Raw genomic sequence first — 26,552 nt, 5'->3', positions numbered from 1 at the left:
GATGCTAGATGAGCGGCCACGGGTATCGCCTGCCGGTGCGGTCGACCGGCAGGACCCGTGTGTGCAGCAGGCGCTGGACGCGGTGCTGCAGAGCGGTGACCTCGTCGTCGTCGAGGAGTTCGGCCACCTCGGGAGGCGCGGCCTCTGCGAGCGGAGCGATGTCCTGGAGCAGGGCATCGGGGATGGGATCTCCGGCGAAGTCCCAGATCACGGTGCGCAGTTTGAAAGCTGCGGAGAAGCACAGCCCGTGGTCGATGCCCCACACTCGCCCGTCATCGCCGCGCAGCACGTGGCCGCTCTTGCGGTCGGTGTTGTTGGCGACGTAGTCGAACAAGGCGATCCTCGCCAGCTCGCGATGGGTCTCGGGGGCATCGGTGTACAAAGTGAAGTAGTGCTCGCGGAAGTCGCAGTCGATGAACCGTTGCAGCGAACCGATCCCCAAGGGGGCGTCCTCGCGGATCACCGTCGGCGGCACAAAGCCCCACGCCAGGGACTCGCTGAGCAGGTAGGCGGCGCGTTCCCGCCGGTAGAGCCCCGGCTCGAAATCGGACAGCGGCCGTTCCCCGGCCTCCGGCTTGTAGACCGCGTACGCAGAGTCGTCCCCGCAGGAGACCTCGACGAGGAACGTCTCATTGCTGCTGCGCGGGATGAGCCCGAGCAGCTCGATGCCGCCCTCGGTGAGCAGCGTCAGCTCCCGGCCGGACACCGGCTGCCCATGTCATGGCCCCCTCAGCCCGCTGAGCGGCTCCGAGGTCGAATTCACCATCAGCACGGCGGGGTCCTGGCCCTTCACGAACGAGATGACCGAAACCGAGCCCGGGCTGATGACGATCCGCTGGAACAGGTCCAGGGGCGTGCCCAGGGCGTGGGCGACGGCGGCCTTGATCGGATCGGCGTGGGAGAAGCACACGATAACGCCGCCGGCGTGGGCTGCGCACAGCGCCTCCAGCGCTCCGACGATCCGCGCCTGCATCTCCGGAAAGCTTTCGCCGTTCGGGAAGCGGAACGCGGACGGGCTGTGCTGGACGGTCTGCCACTCTGGCAGGGCCGCCAGGTCGGCGATCGCGGATCCGGTCCAGTCGCCGAAGTCGCATTCGAGCAGGCCGTCGTCGTGCTTCACTGCCAGTCCGGTGCGGGCCGCCGCCGGTTCTGCTGTCTCGCGCGCGCGCTCCAGCGGGGAGGAATAGACGGCGTCAACCGGAAGGCCAGTGAGCCGTTCCGCGACCCGTTCGGCCTGGGCCCGGCCCCGGTCGGAAAGATGCAGTCCCGGCGCCCTGCCCGGCAGCACCGTGCCCGTCGTCGGCGTCTCCCCGTGGCGCACCAGAAGCAGGAGCGTGCCCTGCTGCGTCAGAGAGGGCTCCGGTGGCGGTGCCGACGGTGCCGGCGTGGCTGCAGTCATCAGCATCCAGCCTATCGTTCACCGCCTGCCCCGTCCCTCGCAAGCTCGGACGGGGACCCCGGGCGGCTCTCTTGCACCGACAGACCACCGCGCAGGAATCTGAAGAAATCCCTCGATTCCCCGTCCAGCGGAGGTCTACGGTAGAGGAGTGAGTGATCGCCCCGATATCTTCACTGTTGGTGAACTGCGTGCCTCCGGCCACGTTCACAAAGACCTGCGCCGCGAAATCCGCGACAACCTGCTCGCCGCGCTCGCCGCCGGCCGCGACCCCTGGCCCGGGATGTACGGCTTCAGCCGCACCGTCCTGCCCCGGCTCGAGCGGGCACTGCTCGCCGGGCACGACGTCGTCCTGCTCGGCGAACGGGGACAGGGCAAGACCCGGCTCCTCCGCACCCTGGCCGGGCTGCTGGACGAGTGGTCGCCGGTGATCGAGGACTCGGAACTGAACGAACACCCGTACGAACCCGTCACGGAGCACTCCCGCGCCCGTGCCCTCACCGAGGGGGACCGGCTGCGGGTGGCGTGGCGCCACCGCTCGGAACGGTACGTCGAGAAGCTCGCGACGCCGGACACCTCCGTCGCCGACCTGATCGGCGACGTCGACCCCATGCGGGTGGCCGAGGGCCGCCGTCTCGGGGACCCGGAAACCATCCACTACGGCCTGGTCCCACGCTCCAACCGCGGAATCATCGCCATCAACGAGCTGCCCGACCTCGCCGAACGGATCCAGGTCTCGATGCTCAACGTGATGGAGGAACGCGATATCCAGATCCGCGGCTACGTGCTGCGGCTGCCGCTCGACGTCCTGGTGGTCGCGTCCGCCAACCCGGAGGACTACACGAACCGCGGCCGGATCATCACGCCCCTGCGGGACCGCTTCGGTGCCGAGATCCGCACCCACTACCCGATAGAGCTCGACGACGAGGTCGCCGTCATCCGGCAGGAGGGCCAGCTGGTGGCCGGCGTCCCGCCCGTCATCCTCGAGATCCTGGCCCGCTACACCCGCGCGCTGCGGCAGTCCCCGGCGATCAACCAGACCTCCGGCGTGTCCGCGCGGTTCGGCATCGCGGGTGCCGAAACCGTCGCCGCGGCGGCCCTGCGCCGGGCCAGCGTGCGCGGAGAGGACGAGGCCGTCGCCCGGATCATCGACCTGGACGCCGCCGTGGACGTGCTGGCAGGGAAGATTGAGTTCGAGTCGGGTGAGGAAGGACGGGAACAGGACATCCTGGACCACCTCCTGCGCATGGCCACCGCGGAAGCCGTGCGGGCGCACCTCCATGGCATCGACATGGGTGCACTCGTGGCCGCGCTCGACGGCCACTCCACCGTGACCACCGGCGAACTGGTCACCGCGCGGGAGTTCCTCCAGAACCTTCCTTCCCTCAACGGATCCCGCCTCTACGACGAGATCAGTGAGCGCCTGGGCGCGACAAACGACGGGGAGCGCGCCGCCGCCGTCGAACTTGCGCTGGAAGGTCTCTACCTCGCCCGGCGGATCTCCAAGGAGTCCGACGACGAGGCGACGATCTACGGCTAAGTAGTTCCACAGCTCAGTACGGGAGGCCTCATGAGCACGCACAACCGGTCCCGGTACGGCCGGTACGCGGGCGGGCCGGATCCGCTCGCCCCGCCGGTGGACCTGGCGGAGGCGCTGGACGCCGTCGCGGAGGACGTCATGGCCGGCTACTCGCCCCGGCATGCCCTCCAGGAGTTCCTGCGGCGCGGCGGCCGCAACCGGGACGGGCTGGACAACCTCGCCGGCCGCGTTCAGCAGCGGCGGAGTGAACTGCTGAGCCGCCACCGGCTGGACGGCACCCTCGACGAAGTCCAGAAGCTGCTCGACACTGCGGTGCTGGAGGAGCGCAAGCAGCTGGCCCGCGACGCCATGATGGACAACACCGACCGCGCCTTCCGGGAGATGCAGCTGCAGAACCTGCCGAAGTCCACGGCGGCGGCGGTCAACGACCTCGCCTCCTATGACTGGCAGTCCAGCACCGCGCGGGAGGCCTACGAGCGGATCAAGGACCTGCTGGGCCGAGAAGTCCTGGACCAGCGCTTCGCCGGCATGAAGGAAGCACTCGAGGGCGCTACGGAGGAGGACCGCGCGGCCGTCAGCGAGATGCTGAGCGACCTGAACGAGCTCCTCGACAAACACCGACGCGGCGAGGACACCGAGGCGGACTTCCAGGAGTTCATGGCGAAGCACGGTCAGTTCTTTCCGGAGAACCCGCAGTCCGTCGAGGAGCTGGTGGACGCGCTCGCCCAGCGCGCGGCCGCCGCCCAGCGGCTCCTGCAGTCCATGTCCCCGGAGCAGCGCGAGGAACTGATGCGGCTCTCCGCGCAGGCGTTCGGCTCGCCCGAGCTTATGGCACAGCTGGTCCAACTCGACGCCAACTTGCAGGCCTTGCGCCCCGGCGAGGACTGGACCGGCTCCGAACGCTTCGACGGTGAGGAGGGACTGGGCCTCGGCGACGGCACCGGCGTGCTCCAGGACCTCGCCGAACTGGACGAGCTGGCCGAGCAGCTCTCGCAGTCCTACAACGGCTCGCGCCTGGACGACCTGGACCTGGACGCCCTCGCCCGCCAGCTAGGGCAGGATGCCGCGGTCTCGGCCCGCACCCTCGCGGAGATCGAGCGGGCCATGCACGACGGCGGCTACCTCCGGCGCGGGGCCGACGGCGATCTCAGCCTGTCACCACAGGCCATGCGGCGGCTCGGCAGGTCGCTGCTGCGGGACACCGCCAAGCAGCTATCCGGCCGGCAGGGCCGCCGGGACACCCGGGTTGCCGGGGCGGCCGGGGAGCAGACCGGCTCCAGCCGCCCGTGGGAGTTCGGGGACGCCGAACCGTGGGACGTCACCCGGACCATCACCAACGCGATCCGCCGCACGATTGCCGACGGCGGCGATCCGGGCCGCGGATTACGCCTCGCCGTAGGCGACATCGAGGTGACGGAGACGGAGGCGCGCACGCAGGCCGCCGTCGCCCTGCTGGTGGACGTGTCTTTTTCGATGGCCGCCGAGGGACGCTGGGTGCCCCTGAAGCGCACCGCGTTGGCCTTGCACCACCTACTCACCACCCGGTTCCGCGGCGACCGGCTGCAGCTGATCACGTTCGGCCGCTACGCGCAGTCCATGGACATCGGCGAGCTCACCGCCCTGCCGGCCCTGCGGGAACAGGGCACCAACCTGCACCACGGCTTGCTGCTGGCCAGCCGGTTTTTCCGCCAGCACCCGTCGATGGAGCCCGTCCTGCTCGTGGTGACCGACGGTGAACCCACCGCGCACCTGCTGGCCGATGGCGAGTCGTGGTTCTCCTGGCCGCCGGACCCGGAGACCATCCGCGTGACCGTCGCCGAGCTGGACCGTCTGGGGCGTGCCGGCACGCAGGCCACGTTCTTCCGGCTCGGCAACGACCCGGGCCTGGAGCGGTTCGTCCAGCGGATGGCCCGCCGAATCGACGGCCGCGTGGTGGCACCTGAGGCGGGGGATCTGGGAGCTGCCGTGGTGGGGGAATACCTCCGCGCACACTTCCGCGGCCGCCCCTACGACGACGCCGACTGGGCCAAATAGAGGATCAACGCGCACAGAAGCCCTCATCAGCCGGGATACCCAAGGTGACCGGCGGGGGTAGCAAAGGAAAAACAGTGGAACGGGGCGGACTCGAACGATAGGGTCCAGCGGCAGGCGGAAGCGTTCAGTGCCGCCTGTCCGGCCGCGCCGCTGGGGTTCGAGATCACCGTGGCATCCTCGGCGGCCGACGCGGTGCAGTGAGCAGATGTGATCACCACATGCACGGCGGACAAGGCCAACGCCACCATCCTCACCGCTGACCTCATTCGCCCCGGTGTCCACATCAACGCCATCGGCGGGGATTGCCCGGGAACGACCGAACTCGATGCCGCCGTCCTGGAGCTCGGGAGCGTTTTCGTGGAGTACACGCCGCAGACGCGGATTGAAGGTGAAATCCAGCAGATGCCTGCTGACTTTGCCGTCACAGAGTTCTGGAAGGTATTGGATGGCCTGGCCCCGGGGCGCACAATCCGGGAACAGATTACGATTTTTGACTCTGTCGGCTTCGCGATCGAGGATTTCGCGGCCCTCCGCTAGGTCCGCGACTCCGTCGAGGGCTCGGAATTCTTCGAACACATTGACCTCGTAGCCAACCCGGAAGATCCCAAGGACCTCTTCGGGCTGGTCGCTGCGCTTTCTCCGGTGGGTTTCTAGGGTCCACGGACGTTTCGCCCGCGCAGCGATCGGGCATTTAGTTGAACTCCAGGACATGAAGGCTCAGCCAAAGCACCAAGGTGTCCTCCGCCTGGTCCAGGTCAATGGTGAACAATTCACGAAGCCTTTTGAGACGGTACCGCAGGGTGTTCTGGTGCAACGACAGGGCCGCCGCTGTTCGGGCGGAGTCACGAGAACAATCAAGGTAGGTCCGCAGAGTTTTGGCGTACTCGGTGCCAGACCTGGCGTCGTGCGCCCTCATTTGTTCAGCGGCAGCTGAGGTGAGGTGCGGTGTCTTGCGGAAATGGGCAGCCAGTTCGAGCAGGGTTAGGCGGCTGCGGACTTCCTGCGCACTCGCATAGGTGCACAGGTCCGGGCCGGAGGCGAGCATGAGCAGGACCAAATCAGCCTCGCGCCTTGACCGGCGAATTTCCGATGTTGCATTGACAGTGGACCCCGCCGCAATCCGCAGGTCAACGGCGAGGGACACGCGGGCACGCTCGGAGAGTCTTCGCGCCAGTGCTTCGACAGGTCCAAAGGATGCGGGATCAACGCCGGCGAAAATCGCGTAGATGGTTGTGCCGACCAGAACGCAGTGCGCCCCCTGGCGGTGCGCCTCACACTGGGTGGTTATGAGGTCAAGGAGCCGGACCAGAGTCGTCTCGGCCGTCTGCCCGATGTCCGGCTGGAACGCGATGACCACGAACGGGCCGGAGTTCCGCAGCCGCAGCTGTTCTGCAATCAGGGTGACGTCATCCCCGCCTTCCAGGAGCCGGCGGACAAGCTCCGCGCGTTGCTGGCGTGCCAGGTCGTAGGCACTGCGCGCCCGCAGCATATGAAGGGCAGCAATATCCGCAGCCCGCTCCAATGCCCGCTCGGCGGCCGAGTCCAGGTCGCCGTTGGGGTCCACCACCCAGATGGAACCGAGCGGCTCCTTGCCGGCCCGGACGGCGATGGCGAGCCGGTCCAATGCCGGACGGACCCCCTGGATCCGGACCGCGCCCCGGGAGCGGAAGACCGAGGCGTACTGGCCCGCGTTCTCCGGCAGGTGGGGAACCTGGCGCCCCAAAATTCCCTCACGCCGGTCCTCATCGATCGGCTGGTGCGCGAGGGTGGAATAGGCCAGCACCTGCTCCTGCAGGTTTTCAATGGCCGTGGCGCCGCCCACCATGGCGGCGATGGCGTTGGCCAAAGCGAAAAGATCGCCCACTCCGAGCGCGGACAGCGAACTGCCGGCCTCGGCTGAGGCATGGAGGGCTGAGTCCAAGAGCGCGTCCAACTGCCGCCACCCCATGTCGTCGTCAACCACAAGCAGGGCGATACCTGATTGGTCGGCGGCGGCGATGATCTGCCCCAGGTCCTGGGAAAACTGCTTGAGCACCAGCGCACCGAAGCCCGCCTTGGCCGCGTTGCGGACGACGTCGGCCGTACCCGGTTCTGCCGGGTGAAGCCCAATGCCCAAGAGAATTGCGCCTGGGAGTGCCTCCATCAAAGTGTGGGGATCGTAAAAGGCAGGGCTGTTCAGCGAAAGCTCCGGCGGTTTGCCGTGGGAGCGGAGCGCCACTGCCGGGCTCGCTAACCCCCGCAGGAGTCCATGGAGGGTGACGCTATCAGGGGTTCCGGAAGAGGGGGCCACGAGGGACAAAACTAGCCTGTCTTTGTGGCAGAGCACAAGACTTCGGTCGGAAGCTGGTGGTGCACGCCGAAGCAATACCCCTCACGGTGAACCCATAGTTGACGCATGTCACTTATTCTTGAAGCAGGTCCGGTCGCCCGCCAGGCTGCAGAGGCCGCAACAGCAGCAGCGGCCAAGGCCGGGGTCCTGGTGGTGGACGAACACAACCGCGACCGGCTCCGCGACGTCGAGGGGCTTCTCATCGCGATCTGGGGCATGTCCCCCCACGGAGCGCCGATCCCTTTCGACCTGTTGCGCAGTATTTCGCATGCCGGATGTAACGTTTCCGCCGCCTACGGCCCGGGAGGACAACTCTGCGGGGCAGCTGTGGGGATTATGTCACCCGGCGGCAGAGCGACTTATTCGCTGATCGCCGGAGTCCTTCCCGGCACCGGCGACAGAGGCGTCGGGTTCGCCCTGAAACAGCACCAGCGGGCGTGGTCCCTGGCCCGGGGGATCGAGTCGATGACGTGGACTTTCGACCCGCTGGTCAGCCGGAACGCCCGCTTCAACCTGACGAAACTCGGGGCAGTGGCGTCCGACTACGCGCAAAACTTTTATGGCGCGATGCAGGACGAGATCAACGCCAATGACGAGAGCGACCGCCTCGTGGCTTTGTGGCCGCTGTCGTCGCCGCGGAGCATCGAAGCGAGCCAGGGACTCGTTCAGGACCTGGAACTGAGCGCAGCCGCCCTGGGAAACGTGCTGGAGCACGGGCCAGATCACCAGCCGGTTCTCCTTGAGGATGAAGGCACCATCTGGTGTCGTGCACCCCGGGACATCGTCGCGATGAGGGCCGCGGACCCCGAACAAGCCAGCCAGTGGCGCAGCGTGCTCCGCGCGATCTTGGAACCCGCCCTCGCCTCCGGCTATCTGGCAACCGGTGTCACCCGCAGCGGCTGGTACCGGCTGACCGCAACTGACCAGGCATAAACCACTTCGAAGGAGCACCCATGAGTACCAATTACCGTGCAGTCAAAGCACGAACAGTGTTCGCTGCCGCAGGACTGGCCCTCGCCTCAGGACTAACAGCCTGCGGGGCGGGATCAACTCCGGCCGCGGAGGTCAAGACCTTGTCGGCAGCCGACGTCGACCCTGCCGCCGCTGCCGCGCTCCCCGAGCGCTACAAGGCGGCCGGGGTCATCAAAGTGGCCTCCGACATCCCGTATCCGCCCATGGAAATGTTCGACGAAAACCAGCAGCTCACGGGCCTTGATTTCGATCTTGCCCAGGCCCTGGGGGCAAAGCTGGGGGTCAAGCTTGAGCTGCAGACCCAGGCTTTTGACAGCATCATTCCTTCACTGCAGTCGGGCAAGAACGACATCATCATGTCGGGGATGAACGACACTCCCGAGCGGCAGGCATCCCTAGATTTCGTCGACTATTTCCATGCAGGATTCTCCATCCTCGTCCCCGAAGGCAATCCGAAGAACATCACCACGGCGCTTGACCTATGCGACATGGACGTCGCGGTGCAGAAAGCAACCGTGCAGGCCGAGATTCTGCACAGCTACGACCAACAGTGCACAGACAAGGGTTCCAGCCCGATCCGTGTTTCGGAGCTCCCTCTGGAAACGGACGTGCAAACGGCGGTCCGTTCCGGGAAGGCCGCCGCGGACGTCGTTGACTCGGCGGTGGCGGCGTATGCCGCGAAGACCGCCGGTGGCGGCAATATCTTTGACATCGTCAAGGACCCGGCAAACCCGGCAGGCTACCACCCTGTCTACACCGGAATCGGTGTGCTGAAGAAAGACGCGGAGCTTTCGAAAGCCCTGCTGACAGCGCTTCAGGCACTCATTGCCGACGGAACCTATGACACCATCCTGGCCAAGTACGACCTCTCCGACTACACGGTCAAGGATGCAGGGCTGAACCTGGGTGGCAAGCAATGAGGCAGGGCACCGCAACGGCGCCGCGGCGGGAAGGACCAGCAGCGGCGTACCCTCCCCCCGTCTACGGCACCGGTTCAGATGACGTCGTGGCCGTTCCACTCCGTCACCCCTGGCGGTGGGTAGGAGCCGCCCTGCTTGCCATCAGCTTCGGAGCTTTGGCATCTTCATTGTGGACCAACACCAATATTGACCACCGTACGATCAGCAGCTACCTATTCCATCCGAGAATCCTCGGCGGCGTAGGCCTCACGCTCCTGCTCACCGTGGTCTCCATGGTGGTATCGACCATCCTCGGCGTCCTGCTGGCCGTGATGCGGCTCTCCAGGAACCCTGTGATGAATGCCTTCGCCTGGTTCTACGTCTGGGTTTTCCGCGGTACACCGCTGCTGATCCAGGTCGTTTTCTGGGGCTACCTGGGACTGCTCTACGCGCAAATCACCGTAGGGGTCCCCTTTACCGACTTCACGGTATTTTCCGTCGATACCAACACGCTGGTGCCCGCCTTGACCGCAGGTCTCCTGGCCATGACTTTGAACCAGGCCGCATACTCGGCCGAGATTATCCGCGGCGGCATGCTCTCTGTCGACGCCGGCCAGCACGAAGCTGCGTCGTCCCTGGGGATGTCCCCGGCCTTCACCCTCTTTAGGGTGGTGCTTCCGCAAGCCATGCGCGTCATCATCCCGCCCATGGGCAATGAGACCATCTCGATGCTGAAAAACACGTCGCTGCTCTCCGTTATCGCGGTACTGGAGCTCTACACCGTGGCCACCCAGATCTCCTCCCAAAACCTGCGGCAGGTGGAGCTGCTGATAGTGGTCAGCTGCTGGTATCTCTTCCTCACCTCGGTATTATCCGTTCCCCAGTACTACCTGGAACGCCACTACGGCAGGGGCAACGCCCGCCAGCAGGCTCCCACCCCCCTGGGCAGGATCAGGGCAGCGCTGCGCAAAGCCCAGGCTCCCGCAGCACCGAAAGGACTCCAGCCATGACCGAGGCACCCGCCTTCTCCCGGCAACAAGATCACCCGGCGTCTTCCGCGCCGCTCCTCGTTGCCACCAACGTCCGTAAGCACTACGGCGGCATCGAAGTACTCAAAGGAATTTCACTGACGGTCAATGCCGGCGAAGTTATGTGCCTCCTCGGCCCGTCCGGCTCCGGCAAGTCCACCTTCCTGCGCTGCATCAACCACCTCGAACGGATCGATGGCGGCAGGATTTCTGTGGGAGGAGAGTTAATCGGTTACGCGCAGCGCCAGGACCGCATCGTTGAAATGAACCCCCGCGAAGTCGCGAAGCAACGCAGCGGCATCGGGATGGTATTCCAGCGCTTCAATCTCTTTCCCCACATGACAGCGTTGGAAAACATCTGGGCAGCCCCGGTAGGGGTCAAAAAAGTGCCAAGGCAACAAGCCCTCCAACGAGGCATGGAGCTACTGGAACGTGTCGGGCTCGCACCGCTGGCCAAGGCCTATCCTGCGCAACTCTCCGGCGGACAGCAGCAGCGCGTTGCCATCGCCCGGGCACTTGCCATGGATCCCCAGCTCCTGCTCTTCGATGAGCCCACAAGTGCCCTCGATCCAGAGCTGGTCGGCGACGTCCTGGACGTCATGCGCACCCTGGCCGCCGACGGGATGACCATGATCGTCGTCACGCACGAGATCGGCTTCGCCCGCGGCGCCGGGGACAGCGTGGTCTTTATGGACGGCGGCGTGGTGGTCGAATCAGGCGCCCCCGCCGACGTGCTGGATAACCCGCAGAACCCGCGGACCATCGCCTTCCTCGAAAGCGTCATGTAGGAATCCGTAATTCTTCACCAATTGCTGCATACCAGCATCGGTCCGCATCCCACGAACAGTGAGCCCCAGTGAAAATCTACCGAGCCACCATCACCCTCATCGATGTCCCCTTGTTGGAACCCTTCGTGGTCTCCTATGCCACCTACGACTCAATGCCGAGCATCGTACTTACTCTTGAAACGGACGACGGGGTGATCGGTTACGGCGAGAGTGTCCCGGATGGACACATCACCGGCGAGACGCCCGGCGGAGTGGTCGAGGCACTAAAAACCGAACTCATCCCGGCCATCCTGGGGATGGACCCGCGCGATATCACAGCGGTCCACCAGCAGTTGGACCGCGCACTCAAGGGCTGCGGGGCCGCGAAAGCGGCCGTGGACATCGCCTGCTGGGATCTGGCAGGCAAAGCCGCGGGTCGGCCCATTTATGGTCTACTGGGCGGACGCCGGCCGGAACAGCCCGTCATTGCGAAGGTCATGAGCATCCTTCCGCCAGGGGTTCTGGCCGAACAGGCGGTCCAAGCCCGGAGCCAGGGCTACCGCCACCTCAAGATGAAACTTGGCGGAAACGACGGCCTTGACATTGAACGGGTGCGCGCGGTCCGATCGGCGATTAACGATGATCTTGCCATCCGGGTGGACGCCAACCAGGGCTGGGCCGATCCCGCCACTGCACGGGCAATGATCCGTGCCCTGGAGCCCTACCGGATCGACTGGGTGGAACAGCCGATTAGGGCCGATGACATCGACGGTTTCCGGCTTCTCCGCCAGGACACCAGCGCCTGCCTCATGGCCGACGAGTCCGTAGTCGACGCCGGTGACCTGGCACGGTTCGTCCGCGACCGCTCGGTTGACATGGTCAACCTCAAACTTATGAAAAGCGGCGGGATTACCCCCTGCCACCGCCTGGCCACCCAAGCCGAACTCGGCGGGCTCAAGGTCCAGATCGGCTCCATGCTCGAAACCAGCATCGCTTCCGCCGCCGGATTCCATCTCGCACTCAGCCACCCCAACATCGTCTCTACCGAACTATCCGGCCCCGTGAAATTCACCAAGGAACCAGGTAACCTCCAATACGTTCTGCCCGAAGTCCAAATCACCGAGGGGCCAGGCCTGGGCATCGACGTTGACCGGAGCGTTCTCACTGAACTGACGGTCAGCGAATGTGAGGTCAGCCTATGATCGGGGGCGGGACACGGCGACGCCGCCTTGACGAGATATGGACGCACCTGCACAACAACCCTGAACCGAGCATGCAGGAGTACGGCACTTCGGACTATTTGGCCGAGATGCTGGGAGAAGCAGGCCTAAAGATCGAAAAGTTCAAGTGCTTTCCCGGATTCACCGCCGACATTGGCGAAGGCAGCCCCCAGATCGGGCTCAGAGCCGATATGGACGCCCTGGTCCAGGAAGTAGCAGGAAAAACCACAGCGGTGCACTCCTGTGGACACGACGCGAATATGGCAATAATCGCCACCGTGATGCTTGAACTGTCCGAACTGGAAGACCGGCTGAAAGGCCCAGTACGGGCCATCTTCCAACCAGCCGAAGAACTGGGCAACGGGGCGGACCTGGTGGCGGCGCTTGGCGTCACGGACGGGTTGGACTACCTGTTCGGCGTACACTTGCGCCCGCAAAGTGAGCTTCCGGCACCATTCTTGGCGCCGTCCATCTCCCACGGCGCATGCCTCTTCGCACACGGCACGATCACAGGTGAAGACCATCACGGGGCGAGGCCGCACCTCGGGGCCAACGCCGTAGAGGTCGCGCTCGAAATTTCGGAAGGGCTGCGGCGCCTTAAGGTGGATCCGCAAATCCCAAGCTCGGCCAAGATGACCCTGCTTCATGCCGGCGGGGGGAACCTCAACGTAATCCCGGGAAGCGGAACCTTCGGTGTGGACCTCAGAGCCCAAACTAACGAAGCGATGTCGATCCTCCACACCGGCCTCATCAGCGTCTGCAGATCGGTAACAGCTTCCACCGGCTCGGAGATTCACCTCGACTACCGGGATGCAGTACCTGCAGCAATCATCGGAGCCCGGGCTGAGGCTGCCCTGACAACTGCGGTCACAGCGGAACTGGGCAGCGCCCAGCTGAGCTCGAGAATCGTGACTTCCGGATCGGACGACTTTCACTTCTACACCCAGCGGAACCCCGCGCTCCAGGCTGCCATGCTCGCCGTCGGTGCGAACGTTCAACCGGGGCTCCACCACCCGGCCATGAGCTTCGAGGCCGCCGCGTTGGACCGCGCCGTCGGCGTCCTCGTTGCAGCGTGCCATCTCGTCGCCGAACGTCCGTTTAGCAGCCAAGCTCGGTAAAAGTTGCTGGCGCCCGTGTTCTGGTACCTCTGCCCTTCCTCGGGATTGCCCTGATCCTGGCGCTAACGCTGAAGCAGATTCCACTCTCTCGGACATCGCAGGCATGGTGGCCCGCGGCGATGTCGTAGGCGGCGAGGAGGCCGAGCGTCTCGAAGCCGAACGCCACGCCGCCCCGGCCGCTGCACCGGACCGTAGCACCGAGTCTTTGCCGGCCCCGAACTACGACGAACTCACCCGCGTGCCCGGCTAGGCTCCGCCAGCCGGCACCGAGGACCGAGTCTGGGGACGGCATTGCACGCGCCGCGTCGTGCCTGTGACGCATCAACGCCTTAAAGACACCTGACTGCCACACGGGCGGGCGGGGCGCACTATGACTACCGGTGCGGATAACTTAAGGTACTAGCGCGTCGCCTGTGAGCTCCCCGGTGTCACGTTTAAGCGTGACACCGTATGGAACCGACGCACTTAGCGCCACCGTATAGGTGTCAGGGCCGTGCCTCGTGACGAGGACACCCATCCAGCCTTCACTGGCGGCGTGTGCCCGAGTGCTTTCTGCTGCAGCACTGAGGTCGTCGTCGATCTGGTGTTGGCTCTGGGCGGTGATGTGGAAATAGCGACCAGGCTCCATGACTGTGATTATCGAGCGGGTTCCCCTTACCAGCCGCGCTCGGCGAGGCAGTGCGGCTGCGGGATCTCGTCCACGTTGATGCCGACCATGGCTTCGCCCAGGCCGCGGGAGGCCTTGGCGATGACGTCCGGGTCGTCGAAGAAGGTGGTGGCCTTCACGACGGCGGCGGCGCGCTGGGCCGGGTTGCCGGACTTGAAGATGCCCGAGCCGACGAACACACCGTCGGCGCCGAGCTGCATCATCATCGCAGCATCGGCCGGGGTGGCGATGCCGCCGGCAGTGAACAGGACCACGGGAAGCTTGCCGCTGGCGGCAACTTCCTTGACCAGTTCGTACGGGGCCTGCAGTTCCTTGGCGGCGACGTAGAGCTCGTCCTCGGCCATGCCGGCAAGCTTCTTGATCTCCGCGCGGATCTGGCGCATGTGGGTGGTGGCGTTGGAAACGTCGCCGGTTCCGGCCTCACCCTTGGAACGGATCATCGCCGCGCCCTCGTTGATGCGGCGCAGGGCTTCACCGAGGTTGGTGGCACCACAGACGAAGGGAACCGTGAAGTTCCACTTGTCGATGTGGTTGGCGTAGTCGGCCGGGGTCAGGACCTCGGACTCGTCAATGTAGTCCACGCCGAGCGACTGGAGGATCTGGGCTTCGACGAAGTGGCCGATCCGGGCCTTCGCCATAACCGGCACGGAGACGGCCGCGATGATCGCCTCGATCATGTCCGGATCGGACATGCGGGACACGCCGCCCTGGGCGCGGATATCGGCGGGAACGCGTTCCAGCGCCATCACGGCCACTGCACCGGCATCTTCGGCGATGCGGGCCTGCTCGACGTTGACGACGTCCATGATGACGCCGCCCTTGAGCATCTCCGCCATGCCGCGCTTGACCCGGCGGCTGCCCGTGGTTGCGTGTTGAGTCTCGGTCATGAGTGTTCTCCTTACTCTTTATCAGCGGCGGGACCGGGCAGAAACGCAACAGCGGCGGCGATGTCTCTTGGTGCTGCGATCCGGCCGAAAGGAATTCAGCCTGGTCAAACAGCTCCGATGTGGGTGTGTCTGGCCGTATCGCACTCAAAACAGCATTGTCAGAGCATGGCAGCTCGTTCACCGTCTGCTTGATTCGCGGAAACCCCGGGCCCACCGGGCTCGCGGCGGTTTGAGGCGACACGGCCGAGCCCCCAGGCGGGCAGGAGCGTGGGTGCTCCTGGAGCATGCCGTCTCCGTGGGCCTGAATCAGGTTGATATACCCGGAACCGCATCCGCTCGCTGCGGTTTGGGGGTGTGCTTCGCTGGTCTCGAGCGTGGGCGTTAAAGGACCTTGGAGAGGAATTCCTTGGTGCGTGGGTGTCGGGGGTCGGCGATCAGTTGCCGCGGGTCACCGCTTTCGACCACGACGCCGCCGTCCATGAAGGTGAGGGTGTCGCCGACCTCGCGGGCGAAGCCGATCTCGTGGGTCACCACGATCATGGTCATGCCGGATTTGGCGAGGTCTTTCATCACGTTGAGGACGTCTCCGACCAGTTCGGGGTCCAGGGCCGAGGTGGGCTCGTCGAAGAGCATCAGTTCGGGTTCCATGGCCAGTGCCCGGGCTATGGCGACGCGCTGTTGCTGGCCGCCTGAGAGTTGTGCGGGGTAGTGGTTTGCGTGAGGGGCCAAGCCCACCATGTCCAGGAGTTCAAGGGCCCTGGTCCTGGCCACTGTTTTGGATTGGCGTTTGACCTGGGTGGGTGCCTCGGTGATGTTTTCCAGTGCTGTCCGGTGCGCAAAGAGGTTGAATTTCTGGAAGACCATGCCGATCTCGCGGCGCTGGGCGGCGATGTCCCTGGCTGTGAGGTCGTGGAGGCGTCCACGGTGTTCGCGGTAGCCGATCATGTCGTCCCGGACGTGAATTCGGCCGGCGCTGATGGTTTCCAGCATGTTGATGCAGCGTAGCAGGGTTGATTTCCCGGAACCTGACGGACCGATCAGGACCGAGACCTCGCCCTCGCGGACGGTCATGTCGATGCCGCGGAGAACGTGATGGGTTCCGTAATACTTGTGGACCCCGTCGATGCGGACGAGGGCTTTGTCTGTTTCGACGTCGCTGGTGATGGTCACAGGACTTCATCCTCTGTGGTCGGCGTGCGGTGATGTGTTGCGGGGACGGCGGCTCCCGGCGCGGGCTTTGCCGGCTGGATCTGCGCGGGGGCCAGGTTGTCCACTCCCTTGCCGAAGTGGCGCTCGATGTAGAACTGGCCCACCATCAGCAGGCTTGTGATGATGAGGTACCAGATCGCGGCCACGATCAGCAGCGGGATGGGCAGGTACGTGCGGTTCGCGATGCCGTTGGTGGCGAACGTGAGGTCCAGAGTGAACGGCACGGCCAGGACCAGCGATGTTGTCTTCAGCATGCCGATGGTTTCGTTGCCGGTAGGCGGAACGATGACGCGCATGGCCTGGGGCAGGACAATCCGCCACATGATCTTTGACTTGCGCATGCCCAGCGCCTCGGCGGCTTCGGACTGGCCGGGGTCCACGGATTTCAGCCCAGCTCGGAAGATTTCGGCCAGGTACGCGGATTCGTTCAAGCCCAGGCCCAAGACGGCGGCGACGAATGCGGTCACGACGTCCTGGGTGCTGAAGCTGAGCAGTTCCGGCCCGAAGGGCACACCCAGCGCGATCTTGGGGTAGAGCACGGAGATCAGTCCCCAGAAAACGAGCTGGGTGTAGACCGGTGTGCCACGGAAGAACCACACCCAAGTACAGCTGACGCTGCGGAACAGCGGGTTGTCGGACTGGCGCATGAAGGCCAGTGCGATGGCCAGGACGATGGCGATGGCCATGGACAGGACCGTCAGGAGCAGGGTCCAGCCGATGCCCTGGATGACCAGGACGTCCAGCATGTAGGTGCCCACGACATCCCAGCGGAAGTTCGCGTTGGTCGCCACGCTCTGCGCCACGCCGGCGGCTACAAGCAGGATGACGATGGCCCCTGCCCAGCGGCCGGGGTGCCGGACCGGGACGGCGTTGATGAGTTCCGGCGGGCTGGTGGCTGGGGCTGGTGGGCGGACGGCGGGTCCGCTTTGGGTTATGGTGCTCAACTGCCCACCACCGGGTTCACTTCTGAGGCGGGGACAGCGCCCTTGGTGTTGTTCCACTTCTCCAGGATTTTGCTGTAGGTTCCGTCGTTGATGAGTTTGTTCATGACTTTGCCCACCAGTTCCGAAAGCTCAGGATCCGACTTCGCGATGGCGATGCCCTGCGGTGCGGAGTCGTAGACGTCGCCTAGGACCTCCAGCTGGTCGTCGGTTTGGGAGAGTGCGTAGCCGATCACGGGGGAATCTGCGGCCATGGCGTCGATGCTGCCGTTGACAAGGCGGGTGGTGACATCCGTCTGGGTCTTCAGGGTGACGATGTCGATCGCCGGTTTGCCGTCGGATACACACTGGCTGGAACGGTCCGAGACATCCGGGCTCTCCTGGACAGTGCCCGTCTGAACGCCGACCTTTTTGCCGCAGACCTCATCCAGGGAGAACTTTTGCGGGTTGCCCTTCTTCACCGCCCAGAGCGATCCGGCATTGAAGTAGCTGACGAAGTTCACGGTCTCCGCCCGCTCCGGGTTGATCGTGAAAGAGGAAATTCCCAGATCGTACTTGGGGCCCAGGGCCGGGAGAATCCCGGTGAATTCGGCCGTTTCCACCTTGGTCGGGAGCCCGAGAGTGGCTCCGATCGCCTTGGCGATATCGACGTCATAGCCTTGAGGGGTCTGCCCGTCGGCTGACAGGAACTCCGCCGGGGCGTAGGACGTGTCGGAGCCGACCGTCAGGACGCCCTTGGCTTTCAGCGCGGGGGTAACCAGCGCGGCCAAGGTTTCATCCTTTTGGATCGATGCGGGGTCCAAACCGGAAGGGCCCTGCTGGGTTGCGGCGGTCTGCGAGGCATTGGTGCAACCGGTCAACGCCAGTAGTGCAGTTGTGGCAACCACCGCGAGCCTGATCGTCATCGTTGAAGAAGTAGGCATCAGAATATTTACCTTTGTGAAGGGAACCGCTGGGGGCTCAGCGGGCACGGTAACCGTGGACGGAAATGTGCCAGGGGCAGGTCAAGGGTGACAGCGTGACAGATCCGACGTCGGTGTCCGACTGCCGGATCGTTAGCTGCGGTTCATACTTCTGCAGCGCGTCGTTGCGCTAAGAATGTTGATGTTCGTGCGAACTGCTGTCCCTATAACTCTACGGATCAGCTATGTGCATTCTCAATTGCCTAAAGAGGCGAATTTCGCCCTTAAAGAGAACACATTGCTGATAAGAATGTTACATTATGTTGATGACTGCCCTTACTGACCTTGACCGTAGGCTCCTGTCCGCCCTCCGGGAGGACGGAAGGGCGCCCGTGGCCAGCCTCGCGCGGCAGCTGGGGGTGGCGCGGGCGACAGTCAACAGCCGCCTGGAGCGTCTCATTGCCACGGGAACCATCGTCGGCTTCACCGTCCGGGTGAGGGACGAAATGGACCCTTTTGCCATTCATGCTGTAGCCCTCATCGCCGTGGAAGGGCGGACAACGGACCGCGTCATCAGCCACTTGCGGGGTTTCCCCGAAATCCGCGCGCTCCACAGCACCAACGGCGGATGGGACCTCGTCGCCGAGCTGCGCACAGAGAGCCTTGTCGAGTTCGACCAGCTCCTGGGGAGGATCCGCGGAGTGGAAGGCATTGTCAACAGCGAAACGAGCCTGCTGCTGAGCTCCGTTCTGCGGTAGTCGTTCCACCTCCTCACCTGAGGTTTTACAGATTGCATAATTCTCATCATCACTGTGCGCGCTGAATGAGCAAAAAGGGCGCAATGTTGCCGTTGCCGTTACATATCGCCGCCCGCTACCTTGGAAGCATCAAATGTTTACCAATTGGAGAAGGAGGCGCAATGACGCGCTTTGTGGATGTTCAGAACATGGTCCGCTGGGTTGCAGCCAGTGGTCCGGAAAACATCATCGCCGGCATGATCGAATACCTTGAAGGCGATTTCCGGCGTTGGGAAAGCTTTGACAAGTCGCCACGGGTCGCGAGCCACACCCCGTTCGGCGTCATCGAACTGATGCCCACGAGTGATCATGAAACCTACGGATTCAAGTACGTCAACGGACACCCCTCAAACCCGGCCCGGGGCTTCCAAACGGTCACCGCCTTCGGGGTCCTCGCCGACGTCCACAACGGCTACCCCACCTTCCTCACCGAGATGACCGTCCTGACCGCGCTGCGGACCGCCGCGACCTCCGCGATGGTGGCAAGGAAGCTTGCCGGCCCCGACTCGAGCATCATGGCGATGATCGGGACAGGAAGCCAATCCGAATTCCAGGCCCTCGCCTTCCGAAGCGCCTTGGGCATCACAGCCCTGAAAATCTGGGACACGGATCCGGCCGCGGTGGAGAAATTCGTTCGCAACATGACCCCGCTCGGCTTTGACGTCACGGTAGCCTCCTCCGCAGCCGACGCGGCGCAGGGCGCCCATATCATCACCACCTGCACCGCGGACAAGGCGAATGCCACAATCCTCATGGCGGACGTTATCGCCCCCGGCGTGCACATCAACGCCATCGGCGGGGACTGCCCGGGAAAGACGGAGCTCGACGCCGCCATTCTCGAGCTCGGCGACGTCTTCGTGGAGTTCACGCCACAGACCCGGATTGAAGGGGAGATCCAGCAGATGCCGGCCGACTTCGAGGTTACCGAGTTCTGGCAGGTACTCGGGGGGCAGGCACCTGGGCGGGTATCCCCGGAGCAGATCACCATTTTCGACTCGGTCGGCTTCGCCATTGAGGACTTTTCTGCCCTGCGTTACGTCCGTGATGCCGTCGCCGGCTCGGAGTACTACGAGGAGATCGATCTGGTTGCCAACCCGGAGGACCCCAAGGACCTCTTCGGTCTCGTGGGTGCCCTGTCACCGGTCGGGACCTGATCCACGGTGTCGGTCCAGGCACCGTCGGCCGTCGTTCTCGTCCGACCGAACCGCTTCACACCGAACCCTGCCACGGCGGCCGATAACACTTTCCAGGTCACGCAAACCTCGCCGCGTTCGGATTCAGTCGCCGCGGCCGCCTACCAGGAAGTGACCGCGCTTGCCCAGGCGCTGGAAGGAGCCGGCGTCACCGTCCACATGTTCGACGACCCTGAAGACACCCGTCCGGACAGCGTCTTTCCCAACAACTGGCTCTCCACGCACGCCGGTGGCCACGTTGCCGTGTTCCCGATGTACGCTCCGAACCGCCGGCATGAACGCCGTGCTGACATCGTGGAGCTGCTCAAGGAGCGCTACCGGGTACAAGACGTCATCGACTACTCCGGACTGGAACGGGACAATGTCTTCCTCGAAGGCACCGGGGCCATGGTCCTGGACCATGTCGACAGGGTGGCCTATGCGGTGCGCTCACACCGCGCCGACCCGGTAGCCCTCGAAAGGTTCTGCACAAACTTCGGCTACGAGCCCATGGTGTTCGATGCCACGGATGACTCAGGAACCGCGGTGTACCACACGAACGTCATGATGTCCGTGGGCACCGAGTTCGCGATGGTGGGGTTGGAAATGATCAGCTCCAACGCCCGCCGCCGCGAGGTGGCCGAACGCCTGGCCAGCGCAGGACGTGAGGTCATCGCACTGACGCACCACCAGGTCAGAGAGTTCGCAGGAAACACCATCGAACTGCAGGCGCCGGACCGACGATTGCTGGCCCTGTCCCGCCGTGCCTTTGACAGTCTGACCACCTCGCAGAAAAACCTCATCGAGCAAAGCTGCATCCTTCTACCCGTCGATGTCCCCACCATTGAACTTGCCGGTGGATCAGTCAGATGCATGATCGCCGGCATCCACCTCAGCCCCCGGCCTGCACCGGTGGCGGTGTAACCGGCTCCTTCCGCGGTCCGCAATAACAAAGCTCCGGGACCGCGCGGCATCTGCGTTCACAGCGGCCTGATGCGTTCGGGTTCCCAACCAGCTTGCGCGGCAGGCGAACGCCACGGGCGAGTTCCCCGCCGAGGCCCACGAAGCGTTAGAGCACCTCCGGTCAGTTGCGATGCGCATTGACCGCACCATTGAGGGGTTGATGTAGGGATGATTCCGAACATCACCCGCGGTTCGCGCATGGGCGGGCTCATGGTTTACCTGGCATCGACGGACGCCAACAAGACCAAAAACGCACACAGCGATCCGCACCTGGTAGCAGGCGACGCTGCGATCATGGCGTGGTATGACGACGGTGTTCTGGACCGTGACGATGCGCTTGCTATTGCCAAGCATCTTGACCAGCCGCGCAAGGCATACGGCGTATCGGTACAGATCAAGGACTTGCAGTGGGACGAGGCCAAGAAGGAGCGCGTCCACGTCGGTTACGAGGAGGCCAGCGTGTGGCACTGCTCGCTGAGTCTGCGCGCTGCAGAGGGCGCGCAGACGGAACAGCAGTGGGGCGACATCGCCAATGACTTCGTGGACTCCATGGGCTTCACCGAAACCAGCGGAAAGGCCCGCTGCCGGTGGGTTGCGGTCAACCACGGCACGAGTGAGAACGGCAACCACCACATTCACCTGCCCGTCTCCCTCGTCCGCGAAGACGGCACCAAAGCCTCCACCCACGGCGACTACTAGAAGGCGCAGGAATCGTGCCGAGAAAGCCACAGCCGTCCGGGACGAGCGGGAAATGCACCGCTCCTCTTTGGCTCGAAAAGTCCGCGCCAGCGCCAGCGCCTCGGCGACCGAAGGGGAATTCGTCCGGCGCGCCCGGGACACCGGCATGCTGGTTCGTCCTCGCTACGCGAAGCAGCGGCCCGGAACAGGCGCACCGTGTCCAGGACCGGCCCCGAGAACGGAACACCGCCGGCGGAGATGTGGGTGGAATACACCCGGAACGCGACCGCACTGGTCGAGCAACTGCGCACACTGCCGCGTGATGATCACGCCACCTGGGCGAAAGCAGCGAGGGAAGTATCCGGCGCATCCCTCACGTTTTGACGGTATCCGGCGAGTTTCGGCAGGGCTGCGCCGAGCGGTTCGGCGGTGATGCCCGTGACGTGGAGGAATCGCAGAAACGATGCCAACGCGCTCACCGTCTTCTTCGACCACCCGCTACTCGAACGTGCGGACAACGCTGCGATATATGCGCTGACCTCGGCTGCTGACAGCTCCTCGAGCCGATGATCCAACTTCCTGCAGAATCTTTCGGCGACATGCAGGGCGACCGGTATAGAGCTCTCGGCGAGGCCGCGCTCGGTGACCAGATAGCTGCGATACTGCTCCAAAATCTGCACGGCCCGATCAACGGATGATGGGATCGCAGGCACCACGTCGATCCCACGCAGATACGCAATCGGAACCGCAAAGTTCGTTACCGCGATGAACGTCGTTCGCCCCTCGGCCCGTCGAGCCGCGACCAACCGTTCCACGCAGGCGTCGAGATCGCAGGCGGCCAGGCGCTGCCCACGCAACCAATGATCCAGCGCTGCGAATCGCCGCAGCCTCCAGCGAACCGAGTCCGGAGCGTAGCCCCGGACTTCCAGACTCTGCCGAAACCCCTCAACATACAACGAAAGTGGACCAACAACGCCCACCGACTGCCGCTTCTTCATCTTGGCCTCCTCTGAACGAAAAACCCGTCAAGAGCAAGCATCAATCGGCGACATGATTATGCCGAACAGTTCAAGCCGCGGTAGCCCTCTGACCAGCACAAACATCCCGAAAGGGGCTCGTACTCGGCATAATCACGAGCACGGATAATCGCTGTTATTCCGAATTCGGAATAACAGCGAGGCGCTCTTCAAGACCCTGAAATACGGTCCGGAAGTCCCCGAACGCTTCGCCTCAGTCCACGACGCCGGAGTCTTTATCAGCGGTTTCGTGGACTGGTACAACCATCACCACCAACACTCCGGCAGCGGCTTCCACACCCCCGCGAACGTCCACTACGGCCACGCCGCCGGCGTCGCCAAAGAACGCTCGGCAACCCTCGCTGCAGCCCGGACGAAACACCCCGAACGCTTCACCACAACCACTGATCCCAAAATGCTCGCCCTCCCAGGACCGGCGTGGATCAACCAACCCAAGGAAACCACCGAACAGTCAGCCGCCTAACTCCCGCTGGTACCGTTCAGCTTGAAAAATTCGGACTGACGCCGACGTCGACGCTTGCAAATCCTCATTGTGGCGGCTGCCCAACTGCGCCACCATGAGCGTATGAACGCTGAAACACCGAAGGCGGCGGAACTGAACCTTCCCCAGGCCTTTCTCCTTCTGGCAACAAACGACAGTAGCGGCAAACCTGAAGTGCCGGTGTTCGCACTCAGGACCACTCTGGCAGGGGCAATATTGGCCGAACTGGACCTCATCGGTGCAATCGGGCTGGAGGGGAAGCGCGTCCGGGCTACCGGCACCGCCCCGCAAACGGACCTCCAGCACGAGTTGGAGCTCATCCGGGGCAAATCCCGGCCCCACACTCCCAAGGGGTGGGTCTCCATGCTGGAGGGCCGCGCCGCAGTGCAGCGTGTCTACGAGGGGATGGCGTCCCTGGGCATCGTGGAACGTGTCGGCGAAAAACATCTGGGCCGGTTCAGGGCCGTGCGATATCCGGAGAAGGACCACGCTCCGGAAGCTTCGATCCTGCAAAAAATCCAGGACACACTCAGCGGTGCCCCGTGGGAACCCGCGAAGCCTGAGGTCAAAGCGCCCGATGCCGCGCCTAAGTCCATGGCGACTGATGCTGCGACTACCGGTGCCGCGGCGTCTGATTCCACGGCGCCTGATACCGCGAAGCCTGCTGCCCAGGCACCCACTCCCGCGACGCCTGCTGCCAAGGCACCCGATGACAGAACCACCGCGCTGATGGCCCTGCTTCAGGCGGCCGGACTGTTCGGCAAGCTCTTCCCGGCAGCAGATAGGGTCCGGGCAGCGGAGCTGGCGAAGGACTATTGGCCTTCCCGTGCGGTGGAGGACGAACTTCGTTTGATCAGGCTGGCGGAGGAAGAAACCGCAACTTTGTGATGTTGCCGGGGAAGAAACTCAGGGGAGATAATCCGGGGCCGCTTCCAGGCTGAAGTAGTCCTCAAGGGTGGCGATTTTCTTGATCTGCATGTCCTCGGCGATGGCCCGTCCCACATAGCGCAGGTGCCAGGGCTCGTACGTGTACCCGGTCGTGGCCCCGGCCCCGGCCGGGTACCGGATGATGAATCCATACTCCCAGCCGTGCACAGCCGCCCATTGCCCCGCCGGCGTATTGGCGAAGCAGGCTTGCAGGGCGCAGGTTCCGCTGGCATTGCCGATGTCCATCGCCAGGCCGGTCTGGTGTTCGCTGTACCCGGGCCTGGCAGCGATGGTATCCGCCGTCGCCTGCCCGTATTGGCGCACGTAGCTGTCATAGAGGCTGGCCTGCTCGCTGTACGATCGGTAGCCGCTGATCGGCATGACGTTCACGCCGGCTGCCTTGGCGGCTTTGGCAAACTGTTTGTAGGCGTCCGCGGCCTGCGACCGCAACCGTTCCCCCTGGACCCTGACCAGCGACGCCGGCACGTACGCGGCCGGGTTCAGTTGCCGATGCTTGTTGACCACCACCTGCAGGCTGGAGGCGGAATTGATGTCGTAGCCCTCCGGGGCCGCTGCCATCACCGGCGGTGCGATCATGCCGAGCGAAAGCACCAGCCCCGCCACAGCACCTGTCACCCTGCTGATTCTTCTAATCACGATGACCTCCAGGAAGTGTTTCGGGACAGATGCTGGAACCTTACCGGTCAGTTGGGGACGGAGTCGAGGGGGCGTGCCACTCCCGGCGTCGTACCGGAGGAGTCATCTCCGGAGGCCGAGGGTGGCGATCAGGTCTTCGTGCAGTTCGAACCAGATGCGGTGGAAGGAGTCGCGGTCTGTGGCGGTGAGCCAGGCCGGCTCCGAGGCTGCATTTGTTACTGCTTGCCCGAGGCGTTCCGCGTAACCGCTGAACCGGGGTAATACCGCGGTCAGGCGGACCTCCAGATCGCTGAGGGACGACGCCGCCCGGGTGAAAGTTTGATGGGTTTGCTCGTCGATCCCATGGTTCGCCTGATTGTCGTCGGAGAGCCGGTGGAGTTGGAGTTTGCTGCAGGCGGCCACGACCTCCGTGTTCAGAGGCGCAAACCTCGCGTGCACGGCAGTGACCTCGGCATGCCCGCCCGCGCTGGTGAGCTCCGCCGCCAGGAGCCGTTCGTTTTCAGTCCTGCCGGCGACGGTAAGGGACCAGCCCCGGGTTGCCCCGAAGGAGGAGTGCACCGCCCACCCTTTCGCGCCGGCCTCAATCAGGAGACCTTCGACGTGGTGCGGATCCTGGCCGAAACGTTCCGCGACTGACTCTGTGTCAGCGAAGCCATGCAGCCGCAGGGCGTGGAGGGTGAGCAGCATCGATGGCTGCTGCGGGCTCATCACGGATCCGCTCCGTATCCGCGGGCCACGATCGCGGCGTGCGAAAGCATTCCACCCGTTTCCGTGATCACTGCAGCGGCCATCCCGAACAGGGGTGTCCAGGCGGGGTCAGTGGTGCGGCAGACCAGGATGTCGCCAGGCCTCACCGCGGGGAATTCGAGGCTGTGAACGGTCCGCGCAGTCCCGGAGGCGGTACCCGGGCTGGCGCCGATTCCGGTGAGCACGGCGCTGAAATGATCCATATTTTCTCTTCCGGTCTTGGCCGGGGAAGTGAAATCCACGTCAGCCCACCACGCCCGTCTCGGGCCTGCCGGACAGCCGGTCGAGCCGCTGTTGCGCGGCCTGCGCCGAGCGGAGGCCAAGGGTCTGGGCAATCTCCGCCCAGGTCAGCCCCTCGGCCCGTGCCAGGAACAGGAGCGCGCTTTCCAGACCATCCATCTCTGCCCGCGCGGCCGAAATCAGGGTGAGGCCGGACCGCACGTCCGCGCCGTCCACCGCCGCTCCGCGACCGGTCCCGTTGGCCCGCCACAGGACGTGCTGCAGCAGGTCGCTCGCGGAAGGGGGTTGCCGCTCACCCAGCCAGGGCCGGGGCGGCAGCTCGGAAGCGCCCCTGTCCAGCAATATCCGCGTCGCCTGGCTGTGGCGGAGCGCCTCCGCGGCGTCGCTGGACCCGCCACCGGATCCGTCGGTGTCGTTCATTCCGGCCTCCACTTCCCGACGGCGCTGCGCCCGCCTGCACCACCACCTTCTGGCATCAACATCATGTTGTCAACAAGCTGTTGATGCAGCCATGGGAAACCGGGGGAGAAGCTCTCGACGTAAGCGGACGACGGCGGGAAGTCCCGCCGTCGTCCGCTTACGTGCTTTCGGTCCTTAGTCAGCGCCCGCGGGCTACTGCCCGGCCACGGCACGGCTGACGGCTAGTTTCCGCCCAGGTGTTCCCTGAGCAGGGCCCGGTGTTCGATGACGGCCTGCCTGTGGAGCGCACAGCCGGCGTCGGTGAGCTCCAGGAAGAGTGAGCGCCGGTCATCTTCGCAGGAGTGACGGGAGATGAGTCCGGCTTTTTCGAGCCTGTCCACCACTTTGGACATGGCGCTCTGGGTCATGGGCGTGCGCTCACCCAGCTGCTTCATCCGGCAAACGGCGTCGGCGCTTTCGGCCACGAGATCCAGGATTTCAAACTCAGTCAGGCCGATGCTGAACTTCGGCTTGCTCCGGTCCGC

The 26,552-nt window shown here is 64.5% G+C and carries 26 protein-coding genes and 4 pseudogenes; 17 read left to right on the top strand and 13 right to left on the bottom strand.

Annotation, left to right across the window (positions count from 1 at the left end; all coding sequences use genetic code 11):
- Positions 1-4 precede the first annotated feature (4 nt).
- Together ABIB51_RS18795 and ABIB51_RS18790 are read right to left on the bottom strand one after the other, a co-directional pair.
- Positions 5-706: an SCO1664 family protein gene (locus ABIB51_RS18795; protein ID WP_354190759.1), complete on the bottom strand. Its 702-nt coding sequence runs from the start codon at positions 704-706 to the stop codon at positions 5-7.
- Positions 707-718: 12 nt separating this feature from the next.
- A complete protein-coding gene (locus ABIB51_RS18790) occupies positions 719-1,405 on the bottom strand; it encodes an MSMEG_4193 family putative phosphomutase (protein WP_354190757.1) in 687 nt (228 codons plus the stop codon).
- A gap of 142 nt (positions 1,406-1,547) precedes the next feature.
- On the opposite strand from ABIB51_RS18790, the gene ABIB51_RS18785 reads away from it, so the two are divergent.
- From ABIB51_RS18785 to ABIB51_RS18775, 3 genes are all read left to right on the top strand, one after another.
- Positions 1,548-2,936 carry a sigma 54-interacting transcriptional regulator gene (locus ABIB51_RS18785; protein WP_354190755.1) on the top strand — a complete coding sequence of 463 codons (1,389 nt, stop codon included), beginning with the start codon at positions 1,548-1,550 and terminating at the stop codon, positions 2,934-2,936.
- A 30-nt stretch (positions 2,937-2,966) separates the two neighbouring features.
- A complete protein-coding gene (locus tag ABIB51_RS18780; RefSeq protein WP_354190754.1) occupies positions 2,967-4,970 on the top strand; it encodes a vWA domain-containing protein in 2,004 nt (667 codons plus the stop codon).
- Positions 4,971-5,177: 207 nt separating this feature from the next.
- Positions 5,178-5,507 carry a Rossmann-fold NAD(P)-binding domain-containing protein gene (locus ABIB51_RS18775; protein ID WP_354190752.1) on the top strand — a complete coding sequence of 110 codons (330 nt, stop codon included), beginning with the start codon at positions 5,178-5,180 and terminating at the stop codon, positions 5,505-5,507.
- A 154-nt stretch (positions 5,508-5,661) separates the two neighbouring features.
- Here the strand turns inward: ABIB51_RS18775 and ABIB51_RS18770 are convergent, their stop codons facing one another.
- Positions 5,662-7,086 carry a PucR family transcriptional regulator gene (locus ABIB51_RS18770; RefSeq protein WP_354190750.1) on the bottom strand — a complete coding sequence of 475 codons (1,425 nt, stop codon included), beginning with the start codon at positions 7,084-7,086 and terminating at the stop codon, positions 5,662-5,664.
- A gap of 279 nt (positions 7,087-7,365) precedes the next feature.
- Between ABIB51_RS18770 and ABIB51_RS18765 the strand changes: the two genes are divergently transcribed.
- From ABIB51_RS18765 to ABIB51_RS18735, 7 genes and pseudogenes are all read left to right on the top strand, one after another.
- Positions 7,366-8,232: a hypothetical protein gene (locus ABIB51_RS18765; RefSeq protein WP_354190749.1), complete on the top strand. Its 867-nt coding sequence runs from the start codon at positions 7,366-7,368 to the stop codon at positions 8,230-8,232.
- Between the two features lie 20 nt (positions 8,233-8,252).
- Entirely contained in the window at positions 8,253-9,191 is a 939-nt protein-coding gene (locus tag ABIB51_RS18760; RefSeq protein WP_354190747.1) for an ABC transporter substrate-binding protein, read from the top strand.
- A 155-nt stretch (positions 9,192-9,346) separates the two neighbouring features.
- Complete coding sequence (locus ABIB51_RS18755; RefSeq protein WP_354190746.1) at positions 9,347-10,180, top strand: amino acid ABC transporter permease; 834 nt, start codon at positions 9,347-9,349, stop codon at positions 10,178-10,180.
- Complete coding sequence (locus ABIB51_RS18750; RefSeq protein WP_354190744.1) at positions 10,177-10,986, top strand: amino acid ABC transporter ATP-binding protein; 810 nt, start codon at positions 10,177-10,179, stop codon at positions 10,984-10,986. Before ABIB51_RS18755 ends, ABIB51_RS18750 begins: the two co-directional genes overlap by 4 nt.
- A gap of 68 nt (positions 10,987-11,054) precedes the next feature.
- Positions 11,055-12,167 (top strand): mandelate racemase/muconate lactonizing enzyme family protein, encoded by a 1,113-nt coding sequence (locus tag ABIB51_RS18745; RefSeq protein WP_354190742.1) that lies wholly within the window; start codon positions 11,055-11,057, stop codon positions 12,165-12,167.
- Positions 12,164-13,303, top strand: a complete 1,140-nt coding sequence (locus ABIB51_RS18740) for an amidohydrolase (protein WP_354190740.1) — start codon at positions 12,164-12,166, stop codon at positions 13,301-13,303. The genes ABIB51_RS18745 and ABIB51_RS18740 overlap by 4 nt, the downstream gene beginning before the upstream one ends.
- Positions 13,304-13,309: 6 nt before the next feature.
- Positions 13,310-13,553, top strand: a pseudogene (locus ABIB51_RS18735) (MFS transporter); the annotation flags it as partial.
- A 404-nt stretch (positions 13,554-13,957) separates the two neighbouring features.
- Here ABIB51_RS18735 and pdxS read toward each other — a convergent pair.
- The 4 genes from pdxS to ABIB51_RS18715 form a co-directional block, all read right to left on the bottom strand.
- A complete protein-coding gene (gene pdxS, locus ABIB51_RS18730; protein ID WP_354190738.1) occupies positions 13,958-14,857 on the bottom strand; it encodes a pyridoxal 5'-phosphate synthase lyase subunit PdxS in 900 nt (299 codons plus the stop codon).
- 381 nt (positions 14,858-15,238) lie between these two features.
- Positions 15,239-16,027, bottom strand: coding sequence for an amino acid ABC transporter ATP-binding protein (locus ABIB51_RS18725; protein WP_354190736.1), 789 nt, complete (start codon positions 16,025-16,027; stop codon positions 15,239-15,241).
- Positions 16,024-17,001 carry an amino acid ABC transporter permease gene (locus tag ABIB51_RS18720; protein ID WP_502916175.1) on the bottom strand — a complete coding sequence of 326 codons (978 nt, stop codon included), beginning with the start codon at positions 16,999-17,001 and terminating at the stop codon, positions 16,024-16,026. Before ABIB51_RS18720 ends, ABIB51_RS18725 begins: the two co-directional genes overlap by 4 nt.
- A gap of 5 nt (positions 17,002-17,006) precedes the next feature.
- Positions 17,007-17,930 (bottom strand): ABC transporter substrate-binding protein, encoded by a 924-nt coding sequence (locus ABIB51_RS18715; protein WP_354190734.1) that lies wholly within the window; start codon positions 17,928-17,930, stop codon positions 17,007-17,009.
- A gap of 305 nt (positions 17,931-18,235) precedes the next feature.
- Between ABIB51_RS18715 and ABIB51_RS18710 the strand changes: the two genes are divergently transcribed.
- The 5 genes and pseudogenes from ABIB51_RS18710 to ABIB51_RS23270 all read left to right on the top strand — a co-directional run.
- Complete coding sequence (locus ABIB51_RS18710; RefSeq protein ID WP_354190733.1) at positions 18,236-18,667, top strand: Lrp/AsnC family transcriptional regulator; 432 nt, start codon at positions 18,236-18,238, stop codon at positions 18,665-18,667.
- 161 nt (positions 18,668-18,828) lie between these two features.
- The gene (gene ocd, locus ABIB51_RS18705) at positions 18,829-19,860 is read left to right on the top strand and encodes an ornithine cyclodeaminase (RefSeq protein WP_354190731.1); all 1,032 of its coding nucleotides are present in this window, start codon (positions 18,829-18,831) and stop codon (positions 19,858-19,860) included.
- Between the two features lie 6 nt (positions 19,861-19,866).
- Positions 19,867-20,802: a citrulline utilization hydrolase CtlX gene (gene ctlX / locus ABIB51_RS18700; protein WP_354190729.1), complete on the top strand. Its 936-nt coding sequence runs from the start codon at positions 19,867-19,869 to the stop codon at positions 20,800-20,802.
- Between the two features lie 97 nt (positions 20,803-20,899).
- A pseudogene (locus ABIB51_RS18695) lies at positions 20,900-21,007 on the top strand (plasmid mobilization relaxosome protein MobC); the annotation flags it as partial.
- A gap of 2 nt (positions 21,008-21,009) precedes the next feature.
- A pseudogene (locus ABIB51_RS23270) lies at positions 21,010-21,888 on the top strand (relaxase/mobilization nuclease domain-containing protein); the annotation flags it as partial.
- On the opposite strand, the gene ABIB51_RS18685 reads toward ABIB51_RS23270, so the two are convergent.
- Positions 21,846-22,517 carry a site-specific integrase gene (locus ABIB51_RS18685; RefSeq protein WP_354190725.1) on the bottom strand — a complete coding sequence of 224 codons (672 nt, stop codon included), beginning with the start codon at positions 22,515-22,517 and terminating at the stop codon, positions 21,846-21,848. The pseudogene ABIB51_RS23270 and the gene ABIB51_RS18685 sit on opposite strands and share 43 nt — an antisense overlap.
- Before the next feature lie 175 nt (positions 22,518-22,692).
- Between ABIB51_RS18685 and ABIB51_RS18680 the strand changes: the two are divergent.
- Positions 22,693-23,019: pseudogene (locus ABIB51_RS18680) on the top strand (integrase core domain-containing protein); the annotation flags it as partial.
- 102 nt (positions 23,020-23,121) lie between these two features.
- Entirely contained in the window at positions 23,122-23,925 is an 804-nt protein-coding gene (locus ABIB51_RS18675; protein WP_354190723.1) for a GOLPH3/VPS74 family protein, read from the top strand.
- Between the two features lie 18 nt (positions 23,926-23,943).
- Here the strand turns inward: ABIB51_RS18675 and ABIB51_RS18670 are convergent, their stop codons facing one another.
- From ABIB51_RS18670 to ABIB51_RS18650, 5 genes are all read right to left on the bottom strand, one after another.
- On the bottom strand, positions 23,944-24,600 hold the full coding sequence (locus ABIB51_RS18670) for a M15 family metallopeptidase (protein ID WP_354190721.1): 657 nt from the start codon (positions 24,598-24,600) through the stop codon (positions 23,944-23,946).
- A gap of 123 nt (positions 24,601-24,723) precedes the next feature.
- Positions 24,724-25,329 (bottom strand): hypothetical protein, encoded by a 606-nt coding sequence (locus ABIB51_RS18665; RefSeq protein WP_354190719.1) that lies wholly within the window; start codon positions 25,327-25,329, stop codon positions 24,724-24,726.
- On the bottom strand, positions 25,329-25,571 hold the full coding sequence (locus ABIB51_RS18660) for a PEP-utilizing enzyme (protein ID WP_354190717.1): 243 nt from the start codon (positions 25,569-25,571) through the stop codon (positions 25,329-25,331). The genes ABIB51_RS18665 and ABIB51_RS18660 overlap by 1 nt, the downstream gene beginning before the upstream one ends.
- A 40-nt stretch (positions 25,572-25,611) precedes the next feature.
- The gene (locus tag ABIB51_RS18655) at positions 25,612-26,028 is read right to left on the bottom strand and encodes a hypothetical protein (RefSeq protein WP_354190715.1); all 417 of its coding nucleotides are present in this window, start codon (positions 26,026-26,028) and stop codon (positions 25,612-25,614) included.
- Positions 26,029-26,249: 221 nt separating this feature from the next.
- Positions 26,250-26,519: a MarR family winged helix-turn-helix transcriptional regulator gene (locus ABIB51_RS18650; protein WP_354190812.1), complete on the bottom strand. Its 270-nt coding sequence runs from the start codon at positions 26,517-26,519 to the stop codon at positions 26,250-26,252.
- Positions 26,520-26,552 lie beyond the last annotated feature (33 nt).

Source organism: Arthrobacter sp. UYCu712, assembly GCF_040547005.1.
Lineage (GTDB): Bacteria > Actinomycetota > Actinomycetes > Actinomycetales > Micrococcaceae > Arthrobacter.
The sequence above is the reverse complement of the archived record's forward strand: the minus strand, read 5'-3'. Positions and strand labels throughout refer to the sequence as shown.

Coding starts and splice junctions, on each gene's coding strand:
- ocd (WP_354190731.1), top strand. CDS start 18,829: ATGACGCGCTTTGTGGATGTTCAGAACATGGTCCGCTGGGTTGCAGCC.
- ABIB51_RS18790 (WP_354190757.1), bottom strand. CDS start 1,405: ATGCTGATGACTGCAGCCACGCCGGCACCGTCGGCACCGCCACCGGAG.
- ABIB51_RS18780 (WP_354190754.1), top strand. CDS start 2,967: ATGAGCACGCACAACCGGTCCCGGTACGGCCGGTACGCGGGCGGGCCG.
- ABIB51_RS18750 (WP_354190744.1), top strand. CDS start 10,177: ATGACCGAGGCACCCGCCTTCTCCCGGCAACAAGATCACCCGGCGTCT.
- ABIB51_RS18665 (WP_354190719.1), bottom strand. CDS start 25,329: ATGAGCCCGCAGCAGCCATCGATGCTGCTCACCCTCCACGCCCTGCGG.
- ABIB51_RS18760 (WP_354190747.1), top strand. CDS start 8,253: ATGAGTACCAATTACCGTGCAGTCAAAGCACGAACAGTGTTCGCTGCC.
- ABIB51_RS18765 (WP_354190749.1), top strand. CDS start 7,366: ATGTCACTTATTCTTGAAGCAGGTCCGGTCGCCCGCCAGGCTGCAGAG.
- ABIB51_RS18655 (WP_354190715.1), bottom strand. CDS start 26,028: ATGAACGACACCGACGGATCCGGTGGCGGGTCCAGCGACGCCGCGGAG.
- ABIB51_RS18675 (WP_354190723.1), top strand. CDS start 23,122: ATGAACGCTGAAACACCGAAGGCGGCGGAACTGAACCTTCCCCAGGCC.
- ABIB51_RS18715 (WP_354190734.1), bottom strand. CDS start 17,930: ATGCCTACTTCTTCAACGATGACGATCAGGCTCGCGGTGGTTGCCACA.
- ABIB51_RS18710 (WP_354190733.1), top strand. CDS start 18,236: ATGACTGCCCTTACTGACCTTGACCGTAGGCTCCTGTCCGCCCTCCGG.
- ABIB51_RS18685 (WP_354190725.1), bottom strand. CDS start 22,517: ATGAAGAAGCGGCAGTCGGTGGGCGTTGTTGGTCCACTTTCGTTGTAT.
- ABIB51_RS18740 (WP_354190740.1), top strand. CDS start 12,164: ATGATCGGGGGCGGGACACGGCGACGCCGCCTTGACGAGATATGGACG.
- pdxS (WP_354190738.1), bottom strand. CDS start 14,857: ATGACCGAGACTCAACACGCAACCACGGGCAGCCGCCGGGTCAAGCGC.
- ABIB51_RS18660 (WP_354190717.1), bottom strand. CDS start 25,571: ATGGATCATTTCAGCGCCGTGCTCACCGGAATCGGCGCCAGCCCGGGT.